The organism is Knoellia sp. LjRoot47, assembly GCF_964253435.1.
Taxonomy (GTDB): Bacteria; Actinomycetota; Actinomycetes; order Actinomycetales; family Dermatophilaceae; genus Knoellia.
Window position 1 is genome coordinate 2,071,843 of record NZ_CAXUQS020000001.1, and the last position, 16,137, is coordinate 2,087,979.

Sequence of the window (16,137 nt, forward strand, 5' to 3'; positions counted from 1 at the left end):
CCGAGACGCACAGCATGCCCATGAAGCGTGTTGAGAATTCTGCGAGCGCGGTGGCGCAGATGAACAGCCTCATTGACGACTGGATCGAGAATCGTTCCAAGTTCAAGTACGGAGCCGCTCAAAATCTGTTCAAATACGGTTCGCGACCGACGACCGACGCCGCCGGACTCTACGACATCGACTGTTCGTCCTTTCTTCAGGCCGTTTTGGAAGGCATCAAGTACGCGACGAGCCTTTACACCCCCTCCGCAGCGTCGAACTATTCCGATCTCGGCACGACCATGCCCTTCTCCACGCTGACGGAGCCGAATCACACCATCAACCGCCGGATGCTTTCGAGCACTTTGGGAGAGTGGGCCTACAATCGAGGTTACTGGTTCGCCGCTCGACCCGACTTTTCGAACGTCAAGGTCGGGGATGCATTGTTCTGGCATGCCTACCCGAAGGTGGACTCGGCGGGCGCGCCGATCTGGAAGCAGGTGAGCCACACCGCTTTCGTGACGAAGATCTTGTCCGATGGCTACTTCGAGGTCGCAGATGCAACCGAGGTCACCAGCGCCGGGATGAACCTCATAAGTCGCCGAACGCTGCATGCCACCGACCTGCACCGTTATCAGGTCTACTCAGCGGCACGGTTTCCCTTGGACCTGATGTGGTCCTGGGGGGACAGCGCGTCCAAGTCGGCCGTTACTCTCGGCTGGAGCTATGAAGCAGCAGCCAGCCGATGGGCGTTCCTCACCTCGAGCACGAGCAGGCATCGAGACGGGTGGTTCGATATCGACGGGAAGCGCTACTACTTCGACTCCGAGGGCTACGCAGTGTTCGGGCAGGTCTCGATTGGTGGGTCGACTTACTACATCGACCAGAATCTTGGGTCAATCTCCGAGGCCGCGTGGGAAGACGTGCTGACCGAGCGAGACAAGCACTTCGGTGAAGCCTCGAAGGTGTACGACCACTTCACGCCCGAGACGCGCGGGTGGCAGAAGATTAACGGATCGTGGTTCTACTTCATTCCGAGTTCGGGCTTCATGGTCCGAGATGGCTGGCAGTCCATATATGAGCCGCCCCTTGGTCGTTCGAGCTGGAACTACTGCAAACACAACGGGCAGTGCATCGACCAGCTGTACAAGGAGAACGCCATGACATTCATGTCGATAGCGGGTCCGGCGGACTACGCCCGAGGTTGGTATACCGTCGACGGTTTCACTCGGTACTTTCGGGAAACGACGACGGCCTCGATGGCAGAGGGCTTCCAGCAAATCGACGGGAATTGGTACTACCTTCGCCAAACGACGGGAACGAAGGCTTATGGCTGGCAGTATGTCGACGGAAAGTGGCGCTATCTCGATCCGTCGACCGGCGTGCTGAAACTGGCGGGCGTGCACTTCATCGTCGACTCCTATGACGCGGTCACGTGGTCCAGCGGAACTGGCTACTACTCCGTCGAGCAGTTCATCACGGCTCCGGACGGCAAGAAGTACGTCACGGTCCCGGGTCCGGGGAAATACGTAACCGGTTATCGAAACATCGGCGGGTCTTGGTATTACTTCGGAACCGATGGCGCCATGGTCACGGGGTGGCATTACTCAGACGGGACATGGCATTACTATCGGACGAGCGGCACGTCGGCTTTGGGCAATCAGTACATAGACGGCCGGTGGTACTACTTCGCCAGTTATAACGTGGGAGTAGCTACGCGTTGACGGGTGTAGCCAGAGGTGGTCATAAGCCTCCATGGGCGGGGCGCCGCTGACCTTTCTGACGGTGCGCGGCGCCCCCGCCGTGCGCGACCGATCGCCAGGAAGAGCGAATGCCGGCTGGCCGGTATGGTGGGCGCGGCCGGAACGCGCCGGTCGTGATGACGTTAGGAACCCGCTTGGACCCCATCGCCTATGTGCAGATTCTGCGGCGTCGCTGGCGGACCTTCTTGGCGGTGGCCCTGGCTGTGCTCGCCGTCGCCGCGTCAGTCACGCTGCTCGCGACGCCTTCCTACACCTCGAGCACCCAGTTCTTCGTGTCCACGGCGGATACTGCGAACGGCAGTCAACTTGCACAGGGCGGCACCTTCACCCAGCAGCGAGTCAAGTCCTACAGCGAGTTGCTGAAATCGCCGAAGCTCCTTGACCCAGTGATCTCGAAGGCTGGGGTGGACACGACGCCGGGGGCGCTCGCGGACCACATCTCCGCAACCACTCCTCCGGACACGGTTCTGATCGACGTGACGGTGACCGACACGGATGCCACCGTCGCGCGAGACATTGCCCAGGCTGTAGCCGATGTCTTCCCGACCGTGGTGACCGATCTCGAGCGCGTCAATCCTGCGTCAGACAGCCCGGTCAAGGTCACCCTCCTGCGGGAGCCGACGACCGCCACCAGCCCAGTGAGCCCCCGTCCCGCACGCAACCTGGCACTCGGCCTCGTCCTCGGCCTGCTCGCAGGGTTCGGAGCCGCGGTGGTCAAGCAGCTCCTCGACACCAAGCTGCGCACCAAGGAGGACGTCGAGGCCATGACCGAGGCCGTCGTCCTCGGCGGGATCCCGTTCGACGCCGACGCCGAGAAGCACCCCCTCATCATCCAGGCGGACCCGTTGGCGGGGCGCGCCGAGGCGTTCCGGGCGCTGCGCACCAACCTGCAGTTCGTCGACGCCGCCAACCACCCCCGCGTCATCGTCGTCACCTCGTCGATCGCCGGTGAGGGCAAGTCGAGCACCACGGCCAACCTCGCGCTCGCCATGGCCGAGTCGGGTGCCAGCGTCTGCGTCATCGAGGGCGACCTGCGTCGCCCCCGGCTGCTCGCCTACCTCGGCCTCGAGGGCTCCATCGGTCTCACCGACGTGCTCATCGGCCGCTACGAGCTCGACGACGTGCTGCAGCCGTTCGGGGCGCACTCGCTCACCGTGCTCGGTGCCGGCGCGTCGCCGCCCAACCCGAGCGAGCTGCTCGGCTCGACGTCGATGCGCAACACCCTCGAGGAGCTGCGCCGACGCTACGACTACGTCCTCATCGACGGCGCGCCCGTCCTGCCGGTGACCGACTCGACCGTGCTCACCCGCCTCGCCGACGGCGCGATCATCGTGGCCGGCAGCGGCGTCGTCACCAAGGACCAGTTCGACCACGCGCTCGAGACCTTCGAGACGGTCAACGGCACCGTGCTCGGCATCGTGCTCAACCGCATCCCGCGCCAGGCGCGTGGCGGCTACTACGACTACCGCTACGAGTACCGCCCCGAGGGTCAGTCCGCGCCGAAGCGGAGCGACTCCACCCGTCGGCGCCGCAAGGGCAACGACGAGACGACGACACGCCCGCGCAAGGACCTCGTCGGCAGCTGACCCGCTGCTCCACGCACCACACGCACGACACGCACGACACAGAAGAGCGCCCCCGGCACGTGCCGGGGGCGCTCTTCTCTTCTGGTCCAGCGGGGTTGTCGTTCCGGGCGTGTCGCGCCGCGGACGAGGGGGCGTCAGCCGCGCAGGGCGGCGACCACGGCGGGCAGCGAGGAGGAGATCTCGGTGACCATCTGGTCGAACACCTCGGGGTCGCGACGGAAGGGGTCGACGATCCCGGACTGCTCGGGCAGGCGCGGGTGGACGATGCCGCGCTTGCTGATCGCCGCGGCAGCGACCTTGGCCACCCGGTTGTGGCCCGGGGCGGCCGCGATCTCCTCGGGCGTCACGGCGGCGAGCAGGTCGCCGAGGTCGTGCAGGGCGAACGAGTAGCGCAACGCCCGCGGGTGGAGTGGCACGACCTCGGAGAGGTGCTCGCGGGTGGCGCCGATGACGAGGTCCGAGGCCGCCACGATCTCGCGGGTGATCTGGCGGGCGGCGAAGCCTTCGGCGTTGGCTCCCACGGCGACGAGGCGACGCGCCGACTCGGGGTCGACCGGGGATCCCACGAGGGCTCCGGTGCCGGCGCTCGACACCGCGATCCCCGTCCCCGACAGCTCGTGGGCCAGGACCCGCTCGATGTAGGGGGACCGGCAGATGTTGCCCGTGCACACCACGAGGATGCGGCCATTCGTCGTCTGATGGTCGCTCTCGAACGTCATGGTCACAGCCTAAGCGGGCGTCCTGAACGACGACTGTGAGCCCCGGCATTCGGACGCCTGACCTGCGGCTTCGCGAGCTCGCCTAGGCTTGGTCGGTGCGTCTCATCTCGGCCAACGTCAACGGCATCCGTGCCGCAGCCCGTCGGGGAGGGCTGGACTGGCTCCTCGCCCAGCACGCCGACGTCATCACGCTGCAGGAGGTGCGGGCGAGCGACGACCAGCTCGCCAAGGTGCTCGCCGACGCAGGCTTCGGCGACTGGCACGTCATCTCGGCCCCCGGCCGCACCAAGGGCCACGCGGGCGTCGCCGTCCTCACCCGACAGCCCCCGCTGCGCACGAGCACCGACATCGGTACGGTCGAGTTCACCGACGCCGGCCGCTGGGTCGAGGTCGACGTGCGCGGCCCCGCCGGTCCTGTCACCGTCATCTCGACCTACGTCCACACCGGCGAGGCGCGCACCCCGCGCCAGGACGAGAAGCTGCGCTTCCTCGACGCGGTCGGCTCGCGGCTCGAGGCCCTCACGGCGGACGACGGGTATGCCGTCCTCACCGGTGACCTCAACATCTGCCACTCCGCGCACGACCTCAAGAACTGGAAGGGCAACGTCGGCAAGTCCGGGTTCCTCCCCGAGGAGCAGGCCCACCTCGACCGGTGGGTCGCCGAGCACGGCTGGGTCGACGTCCACCGCACCCTGCACGGCCCCGGGCCCGGGCCCTACACGTGGTGGTCGTGGCGCGGCAAGGCGTTCGACAACGACGCCGGCTGGCGCATCGACTACCAGTTCGCCAGTGCCCCGCTCGCGCGGCTGGCGACGCGCGCCGAGGTCGGCCGCGCGGCGGCATACGACCAGCGGTGGAGCGACCACGCGGCTCTCACCGTGGACTACGCGATCACGCTGGGGTGATCTAATCGCGTTGTGCGGGGCCCGACGCGGTGACCGCGAACGACACCGGCGCGGTGAGCCGGGCCTGCGCGAAGGCCTCCTCGATCGCGCTCGACAGCCGGTCGACGTCGTCGGCCCGGACGAGCGAGATCGCCGACCCGCCGAAGCCGCCGCCGGTCATGCGCGCACCGAAGGCGCCCTGCGCCACGGCCGTGTCGACGACGAGGTCGAGCTCGGTGCAGGAGACCTCGTAGTCGTCGCGCAGCGACTCGTGCGAGGCGACGAACAGGCGACCCACCTCGTCGAGGTCACCGTCGCGCAGCGCGTCGACGACCGCGTCGACGCGGTCGATCTCGGTGACGACGTGTCGGGTGCGCCGACGCAGCTCGTCGTCGGGGAGCGCGTCCAGGGTCTCGTCGAGCGGTCGGCCGACGACGTCGCGCAGGAACTCGACGCCCAGCAGGTCGGCCGCCTTCTCACAGGAGTCGCGCCGGGCGCCGTACTGTCCGTCGGCCAGCGCGTGGCTCGCCCGGGTGTCGGTGACGAGCAGGACGACGCCGTGCGCCTCGAGGTCGAACGGCACCTGCGACGTCGCTCCGTCACGGCAGTCGAGCCGCAGCGCGTGCGCCGGCGTGCAGTGCATCGCGGCAGCCTGGTCCATCCCTCCGGTCGGTGCGCCGGCGACATCGTTCTCGGCGCGCTGGCACGCGGTTGCCAGCGCCTCGCGTCCTTCCGCCGACTCCATCAGGCCCAGCCCGAACAGGTCCGAAGCCGCGGCGGCCACCGAGCACTCCAGCGCGGCCGAGCTCGACAGGCCCGCCCCGAGGGGCACCCGGCCGTCGACGAGCACGTCGAGGCCGCGGACGGCATACCCGGCTTCTCGAAGGGCCCAGAGGACACCCGCGACGTATGCCGTCCACCCGCTCGGTTGCCCGGCCGCCACCTCGTCGATGCGCACCTCGACGGACGACTCCTCCTGGAGCGAGGCGATCCGCAGGACGTCGTCGTCGCGCGCCGAGGCCGCGCACGAGGTGCGGTGGGGGAGCGCGATGGGCAGGGCGAGGCCGCCGTTGTAGTCGGTGTGCTCGCCGATGAGGTTGACCCGACCGGGCGCCGACCACACGCCGTCGGGGGCGTGACCGTAGAGGGCGGCGAAGGTCTCCGGGAGGCGCGGCACGCTGCGAGTCTAGGTGGGGCCACCTGACACAATGACGCGCATGTCCGCACCCGTGACCCCTCAGGCGGCTCCCCGGATCCTCTCCGGGATGCAGCCCACCAGCGACTCGCTCCACCTCGGCAACTACCTCGGGGCGCTGGTCAACTGGGTGAAGCTGCAGGACGAGTTCGACGCCTACTACTTCGTGGCCGACCTCCACGCCCTCACCGTCCCGACCGACCCGGCGGTGCTGCGCGACCGCACCCGCAAGACCGCGGCGCAGTTCATCGCCGGCGGCGTGGACCCCGAGCGCTCGGCGGTGTTCTGCCAGAGCCACATCACCGAGCACGCCGAGCTCGGCTGGGTCATGAACTGCCTCACCGCCGACGGCGAGGCCCGCCGGATGACGCAGTTCAAGGACAAGACGGCCAAGGGGCAGAACGCCAACGTCGGGCTGCTCACCTACCCGATGCTCATGGCCGCCGACATCCTCATGTACGACGCGGCGTTCGTCCCCGTCGGTGAGGACCAGCGCCAGCACCTCGAGATCACCCGCGACCTCGCGACCCGCTTCAACACGCGCTTCGGCGAGGCGCTCGTCGTCCCCGAGCCCTACATCGTCAAGGGCGCGGCCAAGATCCAGGACCTCCAGGAGCCGACGGCCAAGATGAGCAAGACCGGCTCGTCGCCCAAGGGCCTCATCGACCTCATGCAGGACCCCGCCAAGATCGCCAAGAACATCAGGTCCGCCGTCACCGACACCGAGGCCGAGATCCGCTACGACGTCGACGCCAAGCCGGGTGTCTCCAACCTCCTCGTCATCCACTCGATCCTCTCGGGCACACCGGTTCCCGAGCTCGAGGCGGCGTTCGCGGGGCGCGGCTACGGCGATCTCAAGAAGGAGGTCGCCGACGTCGTCGTGGCCGCGGTCGAGCCCTTCCAGGCGCGGATGCACGAGCTGCTCGACGACCCGGCCGAGCTCGACCGGATCCTCGCGTCCGGGGCCGAGCGCGCTCGCGTCGTGGCGCAGAAGACGATGTCACGCGTGCGGGAGCACGTCGGCCTGCTGCCCGCTGCTGCCCGCTAGGGTCGAACGCATGCCCACGCATGGAGTGGCCATCACCGTGCCGGAACCCTTCGGCGCGGCCCTGCAGGACGCCCGGGAGCGCTTCGGTGACCCGCTGGCGCGGTTCATCCCGCCGCACATCACCCTGCTGCCGCCGACCGAGATCGACGAGCCGTCGCTCGAGGCGTTCGAGACGCACCTCGAGGTCGTGGCGCAGGCGCACGCGCCGTTCCGGATGGCCCTGTCCGGGACGGGGACGTTCCGTCCGCTGTCGCCCGTGGTCTTCGTCCAGGTCTCGGCCGGCATCTCGCAGTGCGAATTGCTGGAGACCGCCGTGCGCAGCGGACCGGTCGAGCGCAGCCTCGAGTTCAACTACCACCCGCACGTCACCATCGCCCACCACCTCGACGAGTACCGGCTCGACGTCGCGTTCGACGGGCTCGCCGACTTCCGGTGCAGCTTCGAGGTGACGTCGTTCGAGCTGTTCCACCAGACCGACGACGGCGTGTGGCGTCCGCTGTCCACCTACGCACTGAAGGGCTGACATGGACCGCCTCAAGGCGATCTGGGCCAGTGTCCAGCGAACCCGCCTCTGGCACGCGTGGAAGCGCTACGGCGACTCCCGCGGCAACCTCCTGGCCGGCGGCATCGCCTACTTCGCCTTCTTCTCGCTCTTCCCGGTGCTGGCGCTGGCCTTCACGGTCTTCGGCGTGCTGCTGCAGGACAACCAGCAGTGGCTCGACCAGATCCGGGACTACCTGAACGCGACCCTGCCCGGGTTCATCAAGGACGGTGACACGGGCCTCATCCCGCTCGAGACGCCCGGAGACGGTGCCCTGACGATCACCGGTCTCGTCGGTCTCGCCGGCCTGTTGTATGCCGGCCTCGGCTGGCTGGGTGCCCTGCGCGACGGCATCCGCACGATCTTCGGGGCCGAGGGTGAGCCGGGCAACGCCGTGACCAACAAGCTGCGCGACCTCGGCGTCCTCGTCGTGCTGGGCCTGGCGATCGTCGTCTCCGCCGCCGTGACCGGCGTGGCCAGCGCGCTCACGGGCTGGATCGCCGAGGCCATCGGCCTGGGCGGGCAGCAGTGGCTGCTGCGCGCCATCGCCCTCGTCATCGGCGCCGCGCTCGACGCTCTCGTCGTCCTCGTCATGCTCCGCCTGCTGTCCGGCGTCGACGTCCCGTGGCGGGGCCTCGTCGGTGGCGCCGTCGTCGGCGGCATCGGTCTCACGCTGCTCAAGGTCCTCGGCACGAGCCTCATCGCCGGCACGACCAACAACCCGCTCTTCGCCTCGATCGCCCTCGTGGTCGGCCTGCTGGCGTGGCTCAACTTCATGTCGCGGATCATCCTGCTCGCCGCCGCGTGGAGCGCGAACTCGCTCGAGGCCGGCGGACTCGCCGACCTCAGTGAGGGGCAGCGCAGCAAGCTCGCCGAGGGGCCGGCCCTGCCGGTCTCGGCGTCGCTCGACCCGACCGTGCCCGACCCGGTGTGGCTCGGTGTCCCGCCGGAGCCACAGCGAGGGGCGGGTCACGCCGAGGAGGGGCGCACGACGGTGGGCGCGGGCTCCGCGGTCGGGGGCGGCCGGCATACGGACCGGGTCGTCGCCCCGCGCCCGACGCGCGCGGACGACCGGGTCAACCTCGCGATCGGCGCAGCCCTGGGGGCCTCGGCCGCCGCCGGACTGGGGCTGGCCGCACAAGTGCGGCGCCGCGCCACCGGCCGCCGCTGACCTCGACCGCCCCGCTCAGCCCGCCGGGAAGAGGTGCGCGGCGGCGCGACGCAGGCCGTCGCGCCAGTCGGGCAGGGCGTGCAGCCCCTCGCTCGCCCAGCGTTCGTGACCGAGGACGGAGTATGCCGGCCGGGGCGCGGGTCGGGGGAACGCCTCCGTCGTCGTCGGGTTGACCCTCGTGGGGTCCAGACCCAGCTCGTCGAAGATCGCCCGCGCGAACCCGAACCACGTCGTCTCGCCGCCGCTCGTGCCGTGCCAGAGGCCGCCGGGTGCGTCGGCCTCGACGAGGCGGATGATCGCGTCGGCGAGGTCCATCGTCCAGGTCGGCTGGCCACGCTGGTCGTCGACCACGGACAGGGTCTCGCGTTCGCCGGCGAGCCGAGCCATCGTCGTCGCGAAGTTGGAACCCCCAGCGCCGTACAGCCAGGCCGTCCGCACGACGAGCGCGCCCGGGCAGTGGGAGAGGACGGCCCATTCGCCGGCCGCCTTGGTGCGGCCGTAGGCCGAGCGGGGAGCGATCGGCGCGTCCACGGCATACGGGCTCGTGGCGTCACCCGAGAAGACGTAGTCGGTCGAGACGTGGACCATCCGGGCGCCGCTGCGCGCGCAGGCGGCAGCGATGTTCGCAGCGCCGACCGCATTGACGGCAAAGGCCTCGGACTCATGTGCCTCCGCGTGGTCGACGGCAGTCCACGCGGCGAGGTTGGCGACGACGTCCTGACCGTCGACGGCCTCCCGACAGGCCTCGGCGTCGGTGACGTCGAGGTCGGCGCGGCGCAGGGCGCTCACCTCGTGGCCGGACTTCTCGAGCAACGGGACGAGGTCGTGGGCCAGCATCCCGGCTGCCCCGGTGACGACCCAGCGAGCCATCAGCGCGACAGGACGGACTGCGTCAGCGCGTACTTGCGCTCGGTCGCGTCCTTCATGGGACGCCACCAGTCCTCGTGTTGCCGGTACCACGCGATGGTCGCGGCCAGGCCCTCGCGGAAGCTGGGGTACTCGGGGGACCACCCCAGCTCCGTGCGAAGCCGGCTCGAGTCGATCGCGTAGCGGCGGTCGTGGCCCGCGCGGTCGGTGACGTGGTCGTAGTCGTCGGCGCCCTGGCCCATGAGCTCGAGGATGTCGTGGACCACGGTCCTGTTGTCGACCTCGCCGTCCGCGCCGATGAGGTAGGTCTCACCGATCTCGCCCTTGTCGATGATCGTCCAGACGGCGCGGTTGTGGTCGTCGACGTGGATCCAGTCGCGGACATTGAGGCCATCGCCGTAGAGCTTCGGGCGGACACCGTCGAGGACGTTGGTGATCTGCCGGGGGATGAACTTCTCGACGTGCTGGCGCGGGCCGTAGTTGTTGGAGCAGTTCGAGATCGTCGCGTCCACACGGAACGAACGCACCCAGGCCCGCACGAGCAGGTCGCTGGCCCCCTTGGTGGACGAGTAGGGGCTCGACGGGTTGTAGGGCGTGGCCTCGGTGAACCGCGCCGGGTCGTCGAGCTCGAGGTCGCCGTAGACCTCGTCGGTGGAGATGTGGTGCAGGCGACGGCCGTGGCGCCGCACCGCCTCGAGAAGCGTGTAGGTGCCGACGACGTTGGTGTGCACGAAGGGCCACGGCTCCGAGAGCGAGTTGTCGTTGTGCGACTCGGCCGCGAAGTGCACGACGAGGTCGCACTGCGAGACCAGCCGGTCGACGAGGTCGGCGTCAGTGATGTCACCGCGCACGATCTCGGCCCGGTCCTCCACACCGGCGAGCGACGCCCTCGAGCCGGCGTACGTCATGGCATCGAGGACGGTGATCTCCACCTCCGGCCGCGTGGCGAGGGTGAGGTGGACGAAGTTGGAGCCGATGAAGCCGGCACCGCCGGTGACCAGTACACGCATCTTGGCAGGCTAGCGAGTTCTGCGAACCGCTCAGGACGGTTCGCAGACTCTCGTAGGGTTGCCGCATGAAGGGGATCATCCTGGCGGGGGGCTCCGGGACACGGCTGCACCCGATCACCCGTGCCATCAGCAAGCAGCTCATGCCGGTCTACGACAAGCCGATGGTCTACTACCCGCTGTCGACGCTGATGATGGCCGGGATCCGCGAGGTGCTCGTCATCACGGCGCCGCAGGACCTCGACCAGTTCGAGCGCCTTCTCGGCGACGGCAGCGAGTGGGGCATCGAGATTTCGTATGCCGTGCAACCCAGTCCCGACGGCCTGGCGCAGGCGTTCATCATCGGCGAGGAATTCATCGGTTCGGACTCGGTCGCCCTCGTCCTCGGAGACAACATCTTCTACGGCACCGGTCTGGGTCGCTCGCTCGAGGGCCTCAACGGGCTGCGCGGCGGCCACGTCTTCGCGCACCACGTACGCAACCCGACGGCATACGGCGTCGTGGAGTTCGATGCCGACGGCAGGGTGCTCTCCATCGAGGAGAAGCCCACGGAGCCGAAGTCCAACTACGCGGTCCCGGGCCTGTACTTCTACGACAACGACGTCATCCAGATCGCCAAGAACCTCACGCCCAGCGCGCGTGGCGAGCTCGAGATCACTGCCGTCAACGACGCCTACCTCCAACGTGGTGACCTCGCCGTCACCGTCCTGCCACGAGGCACCGCGTGGTTCGACACCGGCACCTTCGAGGGCCTCATGGACGCGAGCCAGTTCGTCGCCGTCATCGAGGCTCGGCAGGGGACCAAGATCGGCTGCGTCGAGGAGATCGCCTGGCGGGCCGGGTGGATCGACGACGACCACTTCGCCGGACTGGGCGACGCGCTGGCCAAGAGCGGCTACGGCGGCTACCTCCACGCCTGTCTCGATCAGGGCAAGGAGCTGCCCTGATGGAGATCGAGCCGCTGGCCGTCGAAGGGGCGTTCGTCGTGACGCCTCGGCAGATCGCCGACGAGCGGGGAAGATTCCTCGAGTCCTTCCGTGGTGACCTCTTGGCGGAGCACCTCGGGCACCGTCCCGACGTCGTGCAGACCAACGTCTCCGTGTCCGCCGCGGGGACGGTCCGGGGCATCCATTTTGCCGACATCCCGCCGGGTCAGGGCAAGTACGTCACCGCGATGACCGGCGCCCTCGTGGACTACGTCGTGGACCTGCGCGTCGGCTCGCCCACCTTCGGGCAGTGGGACTCCGTGCTCCTCGACACCGTCGACCGGCGTGCCGTGTGGATCAGCGAGGGTCTCGGCCACGCGTTCCACGCGCTGGAGGACGACACCACCGCGATGTATCTCTGCACGGCGACCTACAACCCCACGGGCGAGCACGGCATACATCCGCTCGATCCCGAGGTCGGCCTCGACCTGCCCGCGGGCCTCGCGGCGACGCTGTCACCCAAGGACCAGGCCGCCCCCACGCTCGCCGAGGCGAGCCGCTCGGGACTGCTGCCGACGTATGCCGCGTGGCAGGCGCACATGGCAGCCCTCCGGGACTGAGGTCAGCGGCGGCGTCGCTCGCGTCCGCGGCGCCGGCTCACGAGGAGCAGCCCGACGAGGGCCGCCCCACCGGCCAGCGGCAGCAGCGACGGCGTCACCGCACCGTTGGACGAGGTGAAGGCGGCGGCCATCGAGGTGGGGCTGTCCTCGTCGCTGCGCTTCGAGTCGCCCATTGCGCCGTCCTGGGGTGCGTCCGGTGCGTCAGGAGCGGCCGGCGCAGCCAGCGGCTCGGGGACCTCTCCGCGCTCGACGAGCCGGCCGATCGGGGTGACCTGGTCACCGTGTGCGAAGGCCCAGTCGAGCAGCGAGGCGGCGGGGCGCCAGCTGCTGCCGGTGCCGTACATCTCGGTGACGAGGTAGGTCTTGCCGCCTCGGCGGGCGGCGCCGATGAAGGTGCGGTGCGCCGCCTTGGTGAAGCCGTTCTTGACGCCGATGGTGCCGGGGTAGTTCCACAGCAGTCGGTTGTGGTTGCCGATCGCGTAGGAAGGGCGGGCGCGGCCGGCGACGGCGCGCCCCGGGAACCTCGACGCCTTCGTCGTCGCGATCCGTACGTAGTCGGGGTTGGCGATGGCGGCCCGTCCGATGAGGGCGAGGTCGTAGGCGCTGCTCTGCTGGCCGGGCGCGTCGAGACCGCTCGGGTCGACGACGACGGTGTCGTGGGCGCCGAGCTCGTCGGCGAGCTCTCCCAGCTCGTCCACCGTCGAGGGGACGCCGCCGTTGAGCGCCGCGAGACCGTAGGCCGCGTCGTTGCCGGACGACATGATGAGCGCCTCGAAGAGCTGCTTGGCGGTGTAGGTCTGGCCCGCGACCATGCCGACACGCGTGCCCTCGGCGTTGGACTCCGTGGCCGTGGCGGTGAGCACCGCGGTCGGGGCGATGCGGGGCAGGAGGTGGATCGCGGTGAGCGCCTTGAGCGTGCTCGCCGGGAGCAGCGGGGCGTGCGGGTTGCGGGCAGCGAGGACCTCGCCGGTGTCGGCGTCGGCGATGAGCCAGGCCACGTCGCTCATGGCGGGCGGCGCGGGGACGCCGCGCGGGGCGTCGAGCAGGACGGTGTCCATCGGCGCCAGCCCGGGCCCGCCGATGCTCTGGGTGGGGTCGAGGCGGCGCGTCACCGGCGGCAGGGTCGGGCTGGGGGAGGCGGTCGGGGACGCGGTCGCCCCGGGTCGCGCGGTGGCGGCCGGCGTGGGCGTCGGGGTCGCGATGGCGGTCGGTGCAGCGCCGACGAGGGCGGCCGTGGCCAGGGCCGCGGCTCCGACGGCGATCGTGCCACTGCGCATCGAGGCTCCTCTCGTCCGGCCCGCCTCCGGTGGAGGGCCCCGAAGAGGTTACGCGACGCGCAGGGTGCGGGAGCGTCGCGCCGTGTCGTAGTGCCCGACGAGCTGCTCGGTGAGGCTCTCCCACGAGCGGCCGCGCACGGCGAGCTCGGCGTCGTGCCCCAGGGTGCTGCGCCACGTCGCGTCACCCACGAGCGCGTCGACGTGGTCGTGGAGCGAGCCGGGCGTGTCGGGGTCGAAGAGGAGCCCGGTGCGGCCGTGCTCGACGATGTCGAGCGGGCCACCCCGGGCCGGCGCCACGACGGGCAGCCCGACCGCTGCCGCCTCCTGCAGGGTCTGCCCGAAGGTCTCGCGGGTGCCGGTGTGCACGAAGACGTCGAACGCGGCATACGCGCGGGCGAGGTCGTGACCCGAGCGTCGGCCGAGGAAGACGGGGGAGCGGTTGGGGCGGCCCGGCATCGAGGCGACCGCCTCGGTGAGCCGGGCGCCGACGTGCGCGCGGCTGGGTCCGTCGCCGACGATGACGAGGCGCGTCCCGGGGATCTGCGCGACCTCGGTGAGGCGCCAGAGCTCCTTCTCGGGAGCGAGGCGTCCGACGTAGCCGAGGAGCACCTCCCCGCTCGGGGCGAGCGCCCGGCGCAGCTCGGCCGTGCCCGGGTCGGTGCGCCACACCGGTGAGAACAGGCCGGTGTCCACGCCGCGGGCCCACAGGTCGGTGCGCGGGACGCCGTGGCGCCGCAGCTCGTCGAGCGTCGGGTTCGAAGGGGCGAGGGTGAGGTCGGCGTGCGCGTGCATCCGGCGGATCCATCGCCAGGCAGCGCTGGCGGCGCTCGCCCCGACACGGCCGGGACCGTGCTGCTGCAGATAGCTCGGCATGTCGGTCTGGTAGATCGCGACGGCCGGGGTGCGGGTGCGGTCGGCCAGCTGGAGCGCACGGGCGCCGAGGACCAACGGCGACGCGGCGTGGATGACGTCGGGCTCGAAGTCCTCGAGCGCGTGCCGCAGCGCGGGTGTCGGGACGCCGGTGGGGAACTGCCGCACGGTGAACGACGGCAGGCCCCGCACCGCGAACCCCTCGAACGTTGCCGGTGCCGGGCCGGGGGCGAGGATGAGGGCCTCGTGACCGAGGGCGCGCAGCGACTGGGCCACCCGGCACACGCTCGTCGTCACGCCGTTGAGCGTCGGGAGGAACGACTCGGTGACCATCGCGACTCGCATGCGTCCACGGTCCCGAGGGCGGATGGTGCGACGGCGGCGCCGCGAGGTGTGTCAGGTGAGCAGCAGGTGAACGTCAGACCGTCGGAAGCGTGACGAGGTAGACCTCGCCGCTGCCGGTGGCTACGACGTCGTGGTCGCGGGCGGAGAGGTAGGCCGCCTGCACCGGACCGAGCTCGAGCGAACCGGTGGGGCCGGCGAGGAGCACGTCTCCGTGGAGGCAGAACACGAGTCGAGGTGTCCTGTCGCCGGGAAGCAGGAGGCGCGTGGGCCGGTGAAGGTGGCGAAGGGCGAATCTGTCGGAGCTGCTGGGGAAGTGGTCCGTGGCAGGTAGGGCAGGGTCCCGATGGGCTCGACCCACGAAGCCGTCGGCCCCAGGGTCGACGATGCGGAGCAGCTCGGGGATGTTGATCTCCTTCTTGGTGAGCCCTGCCCTCACGACGTTGTCGGAGTTGGCCAGCACCTCAATGCCGAGCCCGCTGACGTAGGAGTGCAGGACGCCCGCGGGCACGTCGATGTAGTCGCCCGGCTCGAGGACGTGGTGATACATGAGCAGGAGCACGGCCAGGCCGATGTCGTCCGGGTGGTCCTCGGCAACGCGGACCACTGCCGCGCAGTGGTGCCCATCGGGATCGGCGCTGGCGGACAAACGCACGCAGGCGGCCACGAGCTCGCGCACGAAGCTCGCCTGCTCGTGCGCCGGGACGGCCAGGATGTCGGCAAGGAGGGCGTGGGCCGGATCGGGTGTCCCGACGGCATCCTCGACCAGCCTACTGAAACGCGGGACGCGCAGTCTGTGGGCCAGCGCGCATGTCTCATCGATGGTGCGCATCCCGACGAAGACCCGAAACGGCGAGATTGCGACCAGCATCTCGGGCTTGGCCCAGTCGTCGACGTACGTCGCGTCCTCGTAGCCTGTGGCCCGATCGCGCATGCGGATCTCGCGAGCCTGCTCAGCGGTCGGGTGCGCCTGGATCGAGATGGCCCGCCCGGGCGCGAGGACCTTGAGGAGGAACGGCAGCCGACCCTCGTATGCCGTGCAGCACTCGGCGCCCATCTCACCCTCGGGGTCGGCCCGGATGACGTCGGCGAGCGTCGTGGCCACGCCGTCGCGGGTCAGGCTGCAGGGCCCGCTCTCGTGGGCTCCCATCCACAGCTCGGACTCGGGCTCGGCGCTCGGGATGGGGCGGCCCTGGAGGCTGGCGATCGAGACGTGCGACCCCCAGGCGTCGGTGAAGAGCACCGGCTCCAGCTGGTCCATCGCTCGTCCTCCCGCCCGTGGCACGTGTCCGCCCAGCCCATCTGCGGGTGGCGTGGTCCAAGGATCATAAATGGGGGTCCC

At 69.9% G+C, this 16,137-nt stretch carries 15 protein-coding genes and 1 pseudogene; 9 read left to right on the forward strand and 7 right to left on the reverse strand.

Annotated elements, in window-relative coordinates; translation table 11 throughout:
• The first annotated feature begins 14 nt into the window (after window positions 1–14).
• The 3 genes and pseudogenes from ACSQ11_RS10075 (at window position 15) to ACSQ11_RS10085 (ending at window position 3,328) form a co-directional block, all read left to right on the forward strand.
• Window positions 15–1,703 (forward strand): N-acetylmuramoyl-L-alanine amidase family protein, encoded by a 1,689-nt coding sequence (locus ACSQ11_RS10075; RefSeq protein WP_436004999.1) that lies wholly within the window; start codon window positions 15–17, stop codon window positions 1,701–1,703.
• A 155-nt stretch (window positions 1,704–1,858) separates the two neighbouring features.
• Window positions 1,859–2,128, forward strand: a pseudogene (locus ACSQ11_RS10080) (Wzz/FepE/Etk N-terminal domain-containing protein); the annotation flags it as partial.
• 162 nt (window positions 2,129–2,290) lie between these two features.
• A complete protein-coding gene (locus ACSQ11_RS10085) occupies window positions 2,291–3,328 on the forward strand; it encodes a polysaccharide biosynthesis tyrosine autokinase (RefSeq protein ID WP_436006751.1) in 1,038 nt (345 codons plus the stop codon).
• Between the two features lie 134 nt (window positions 3,329–3,462).
• Here the strand turns inward: ACSQ11_RS10085 and ACSQ11_RS10090 are convergent, their stop codons facing one another.
• Window positions 3,463–4,047 (reverse strand): low molecular weight phosphatase family protein, encoded by a 585-nt coding sequence (locus ACSQ11_RS10090; protein WP_436005000.1) that lies wholly within the window; start codon window positions 4,045–4,047, stop codon window positions 3,463–3,465.
• Window positions 4,048–4,142: 95 nt separating this feature from the next.
• On the opposite strand from ACSQ11_RS10090, the gene ACSQ11_RS10095 reads away from it, so the two are divergent.
• Window positions 4,143–4,952 carry an exodeoxyribonuclease III gene (locus ACSQ11_RS10095; RefSeq protein ID WP_436005001.1) on the forward strand — a complete coding sequence of 270 codons (810 nt, stop codon included), beginning with the start codon at window positions 4,143–4,145 and terminating at the stop codon, window positions 4,950–4,952.
• A 1-nt stretch (window position 4,953) separates the two neighbouring features.
• Here ACSQ11_RS10095 and galK read toward each other — a convergent pair whose 3' ends face one another.
• Entirely contained in the window at window positions 4,954–6,108 is a 1,155-nt protein-coding gene (gene galK / locus ACSQ11_RS10100; protein ID WP_436005002.1) for a galactokinase, read from the reverse strand.
• A 31-nt stretch (window positions 6,109–6,139) separates the two neighbouring features.
• On the opposite strand from galK, the gene trpS reads away from it, so the two are divergent.
• Genes trpS through ACSQ11_RS10115 form a run of 3 tightly spaced genes read left to right on the forward strand, consistent with a single transcriptional unit; the run spans window position 6,140 to window position 8,886 of the window.
• Window positions 6,140–7,174 carry a tryptophan--tRNA ligase gene (gene trpS, locus ACSQ11_RS10105; RefSeq protein ID WP_436005003.1) on the forward strand — a complete coding sequence of 345 codons (1,035 nt, stop codon included), beginning with the start codon at window positions 6,140–6,142 and terminating at the stop codon, window positions 7,172–7,174.
• 10 nt (window positions 7,175–7,184) lie between these two features.
• Window positions 7,185–7,697 (forward strand): 2'-5' RNA ligase family protein, encoded by a 513-nt coding sequence (locus ACSQ11_RS10110; RefSeq protein WP_436005004.1) that lies wholly within the window; start codon window positions 7,185–7,187, stop codon window positions 7,695–7,697.
• 1 nt (window position 7,698) lies between these two features.
• On the forward strand, window positions 7,699–8,886 hold the full coding sequence (locus tag ACSQ11_RS10115) for a YihY/virulence factor BrkB family protein (RefSeq protein WP_436005005.1): 1,188 nt from the start codon (window positions 7,699–7,701) through the stop codon (window positions 8,884–8,886).
• A gap of 15 nt (window positions 8,887–8,901) precedes the next feature.
• Here the strand turns inward: ACSQ11_RS10115 and rfbD are convergent, their stop codons facing one another.
• Together rfbD and rfbB are read right to left on the reverse strand one after the other, a co-directional pair.
• Window positions 8,902–9,756 carry a dTDP-4-dehydrorhamnose reductase gene (gene rfbD / locus ACSQ11_RS10120; RefSeq protein WP_436005006.1) on the reverse strand — a complete coding sequence of 285 codons (855 nt, stop codon included), beginning with the start codon at window positions 9,754–9,756 and terminating at the stop codon, window positions 8,902–8,904.
• Window positions 9,756–10,763, reverse strand: coding sequence for a dTDP-glucose 4,6-dehydratase (gene rfbB / locus ACSQ11_RS10125; RefSeq protein WP_436005007.1), 1,008 nt, complete (start codon window positions 10,761–10,763; stop codon window positions 9,756–9,758). Before rfbB ends, rfbD begins: the two co-directional genes overlap by 1 nt.
• A gap of 65 nt (window positions 10,764–10,828) precedes the next feature.
• On the opposite strand from rfbB, the gene rfbA reads away from it, so the two are divergent.
• Window positions 10,829–11,707 carry a glucose-1-phosphate thymidylyltransferase RfbA gene (rfbA, locus tag ACSQ11_RS10130; protein ID WP_436005008.1) on the forward strand — a complete coding sequence of 293 codons (879 nt, stop codon included), beginning with the start codon at window positions 10,829–10,831 and terminating at the stop codon, window positions 11,705–11,707.
• The gene (locus tag ACSQ11_RS10135) at window positions 11,707–12,306 is read left to right on the forward strand and encodes a dTDP-4-dehydrorhamnose 3,5-epimerase family protein (RefSeq protein ID WP_436005009.1); all 600 of its coding nucleotides are present in this window, start codon (window positions 11,707–11,709) and stop codon (window positions 12,304–12,306) included. Before rfbA ends, ACSQ11_RS10135 begins: the two co-directional genes overlap by 1 nt.
• 2 nt (window positions 12,307–12,308) lie before the next feature.
• Here ACSQ11_RS10135 and ACSQ11_RS10140 read toward each other — a convergent pair whose 3' ends face one another.
• The 3 genes from ACSQ11_RS10140 to manA all read right to left on the reverse strand — a co-directional run bounded on the left by ACSQ11_RS10140 (window position 12,309) and on the right by manA (window position 16,056).
• Window positions 12,309–13,583, reverse strand: coding sequence for a D-alanyl-D-alanine carboxypeptidase family protein (locus tag ACSQ11_RS10140; protein WP_436005010.1), 1,275 nt, complete (start codon window positions 13,581–13,583; stop codon window positions 12,309–12,311).
• A 48-nt stretch (window positions 13,584–13,631) separates the two neighbouring features.
• Window positions 13,632–14,798 carry a glycosyltransferase family 4 protein gene (locus ACSQ11_RS10145; protein ID WP_436005011.1) on the reverse strand — a complete coding sequence of 389 codons (1,167 nt, stop codon included), beginning with the start codon at window positions 14,796–14,798 and terminating at the stop codon, window positions 13,632–13,634.
• 73 nt (window positions 14,799–14,871) lie between these two features.
• The gene (gene manA, locus ACSQ11_RS10150; protein WP_436005012.1) at window positions 14,872–16,056 is read right to left on the reverse strand and encodes a mannose-6-phosphate isomerase, class I; all 1,185 of its coding nucleotides are present in this window, start codon (window positions 16,054–16,056) and stop codon (window positions 14,872–14,874) included.
• Window positions 16,057–16,137: the final 81 nt, after the last annotated feature.

Coding starts and splice junctions, on each gene's coding strand:
- ACSQ11_RS10075 (WP_436004999.1), top strand. CDS start 15: ATGCCCATGAAGCGTGTTGAGAATTCTGCGAGCGCGGTGGCGCAGATG.
- ACSQ11_RS10090 (WP_436005000.1), bottom strand. CDS start 4,047: ATGACGTTCGAGAGCGACCATCAGACGACGAATGGCCGCATCCTCGTG.
- trpS (WP_436005003.1), top strand. CDS start 6,140: ATGACGCGCATGTCCGCACCCGTGACCCCTCAGGCGGCTCCCCGGATC.
- ACSQ11_RS10110 (WP_436005004.1), top strand. CDS start 7,185: ATGCCCACGCATGGAGTGGCCATCACCGTGCCGGAACCCTTCGGCGCG.
- ACSQ11_RS10115 (WP_436005005.1), top strand. CDS start 7,699: ATGGACCGCCTCAAGGCGATCTGGGCCAGTGTCCAGCGAACCCGCCTC.
- rfbD (WP_436005006.1), bottom strand. CDS start 9,756: ATGGCTCGCTGGGTCGTCACCGGGGCAGCCGGGATGCTGGCCCACGAC.
- rfbB (WP_436005007.1), bottom strand. CDS start 10,763: ATGCGTGTACTGGTCACCGGCGGTGCCGGCTTCATCGGCTCCAACTTC.
- rfbA (WP_436005008.1), top strand. CDS start 10,829: ATGAAGGGGATCATCCTGGCGGGGGGCTCCGGGACACGGCTGCACCCG.
- ACSQ11_RS10135 (WP_436005009.1), top strand. CDS start 11,707: ATGGAGATCGAGCCGCTGGCCGTCGAAGGGGCGTTCGTCGTGACGCCT.
- ACSQ11_RS10140 (WP_436005010.1), bottom strand. CDS start 13,583: ATGCGCAGTGGCACGATCGCCGTCGGAGCCGCGGCCCTGGCCACGGCC.
- ACSQ11_RS10145 (WP_436005011.1), bottom strand. CDS start 14,798: ATGCGAGTCGCGATGGTCACCGAGTCGTTCCTCCCGACGCTCAACGGC.
- manA (WP_436005012.1), bottom strand. CDS start 16,056: ATGGACCAGCTGGAGCCGGTGCTCTTCACCGACGCCTGGGGGTCGCAC.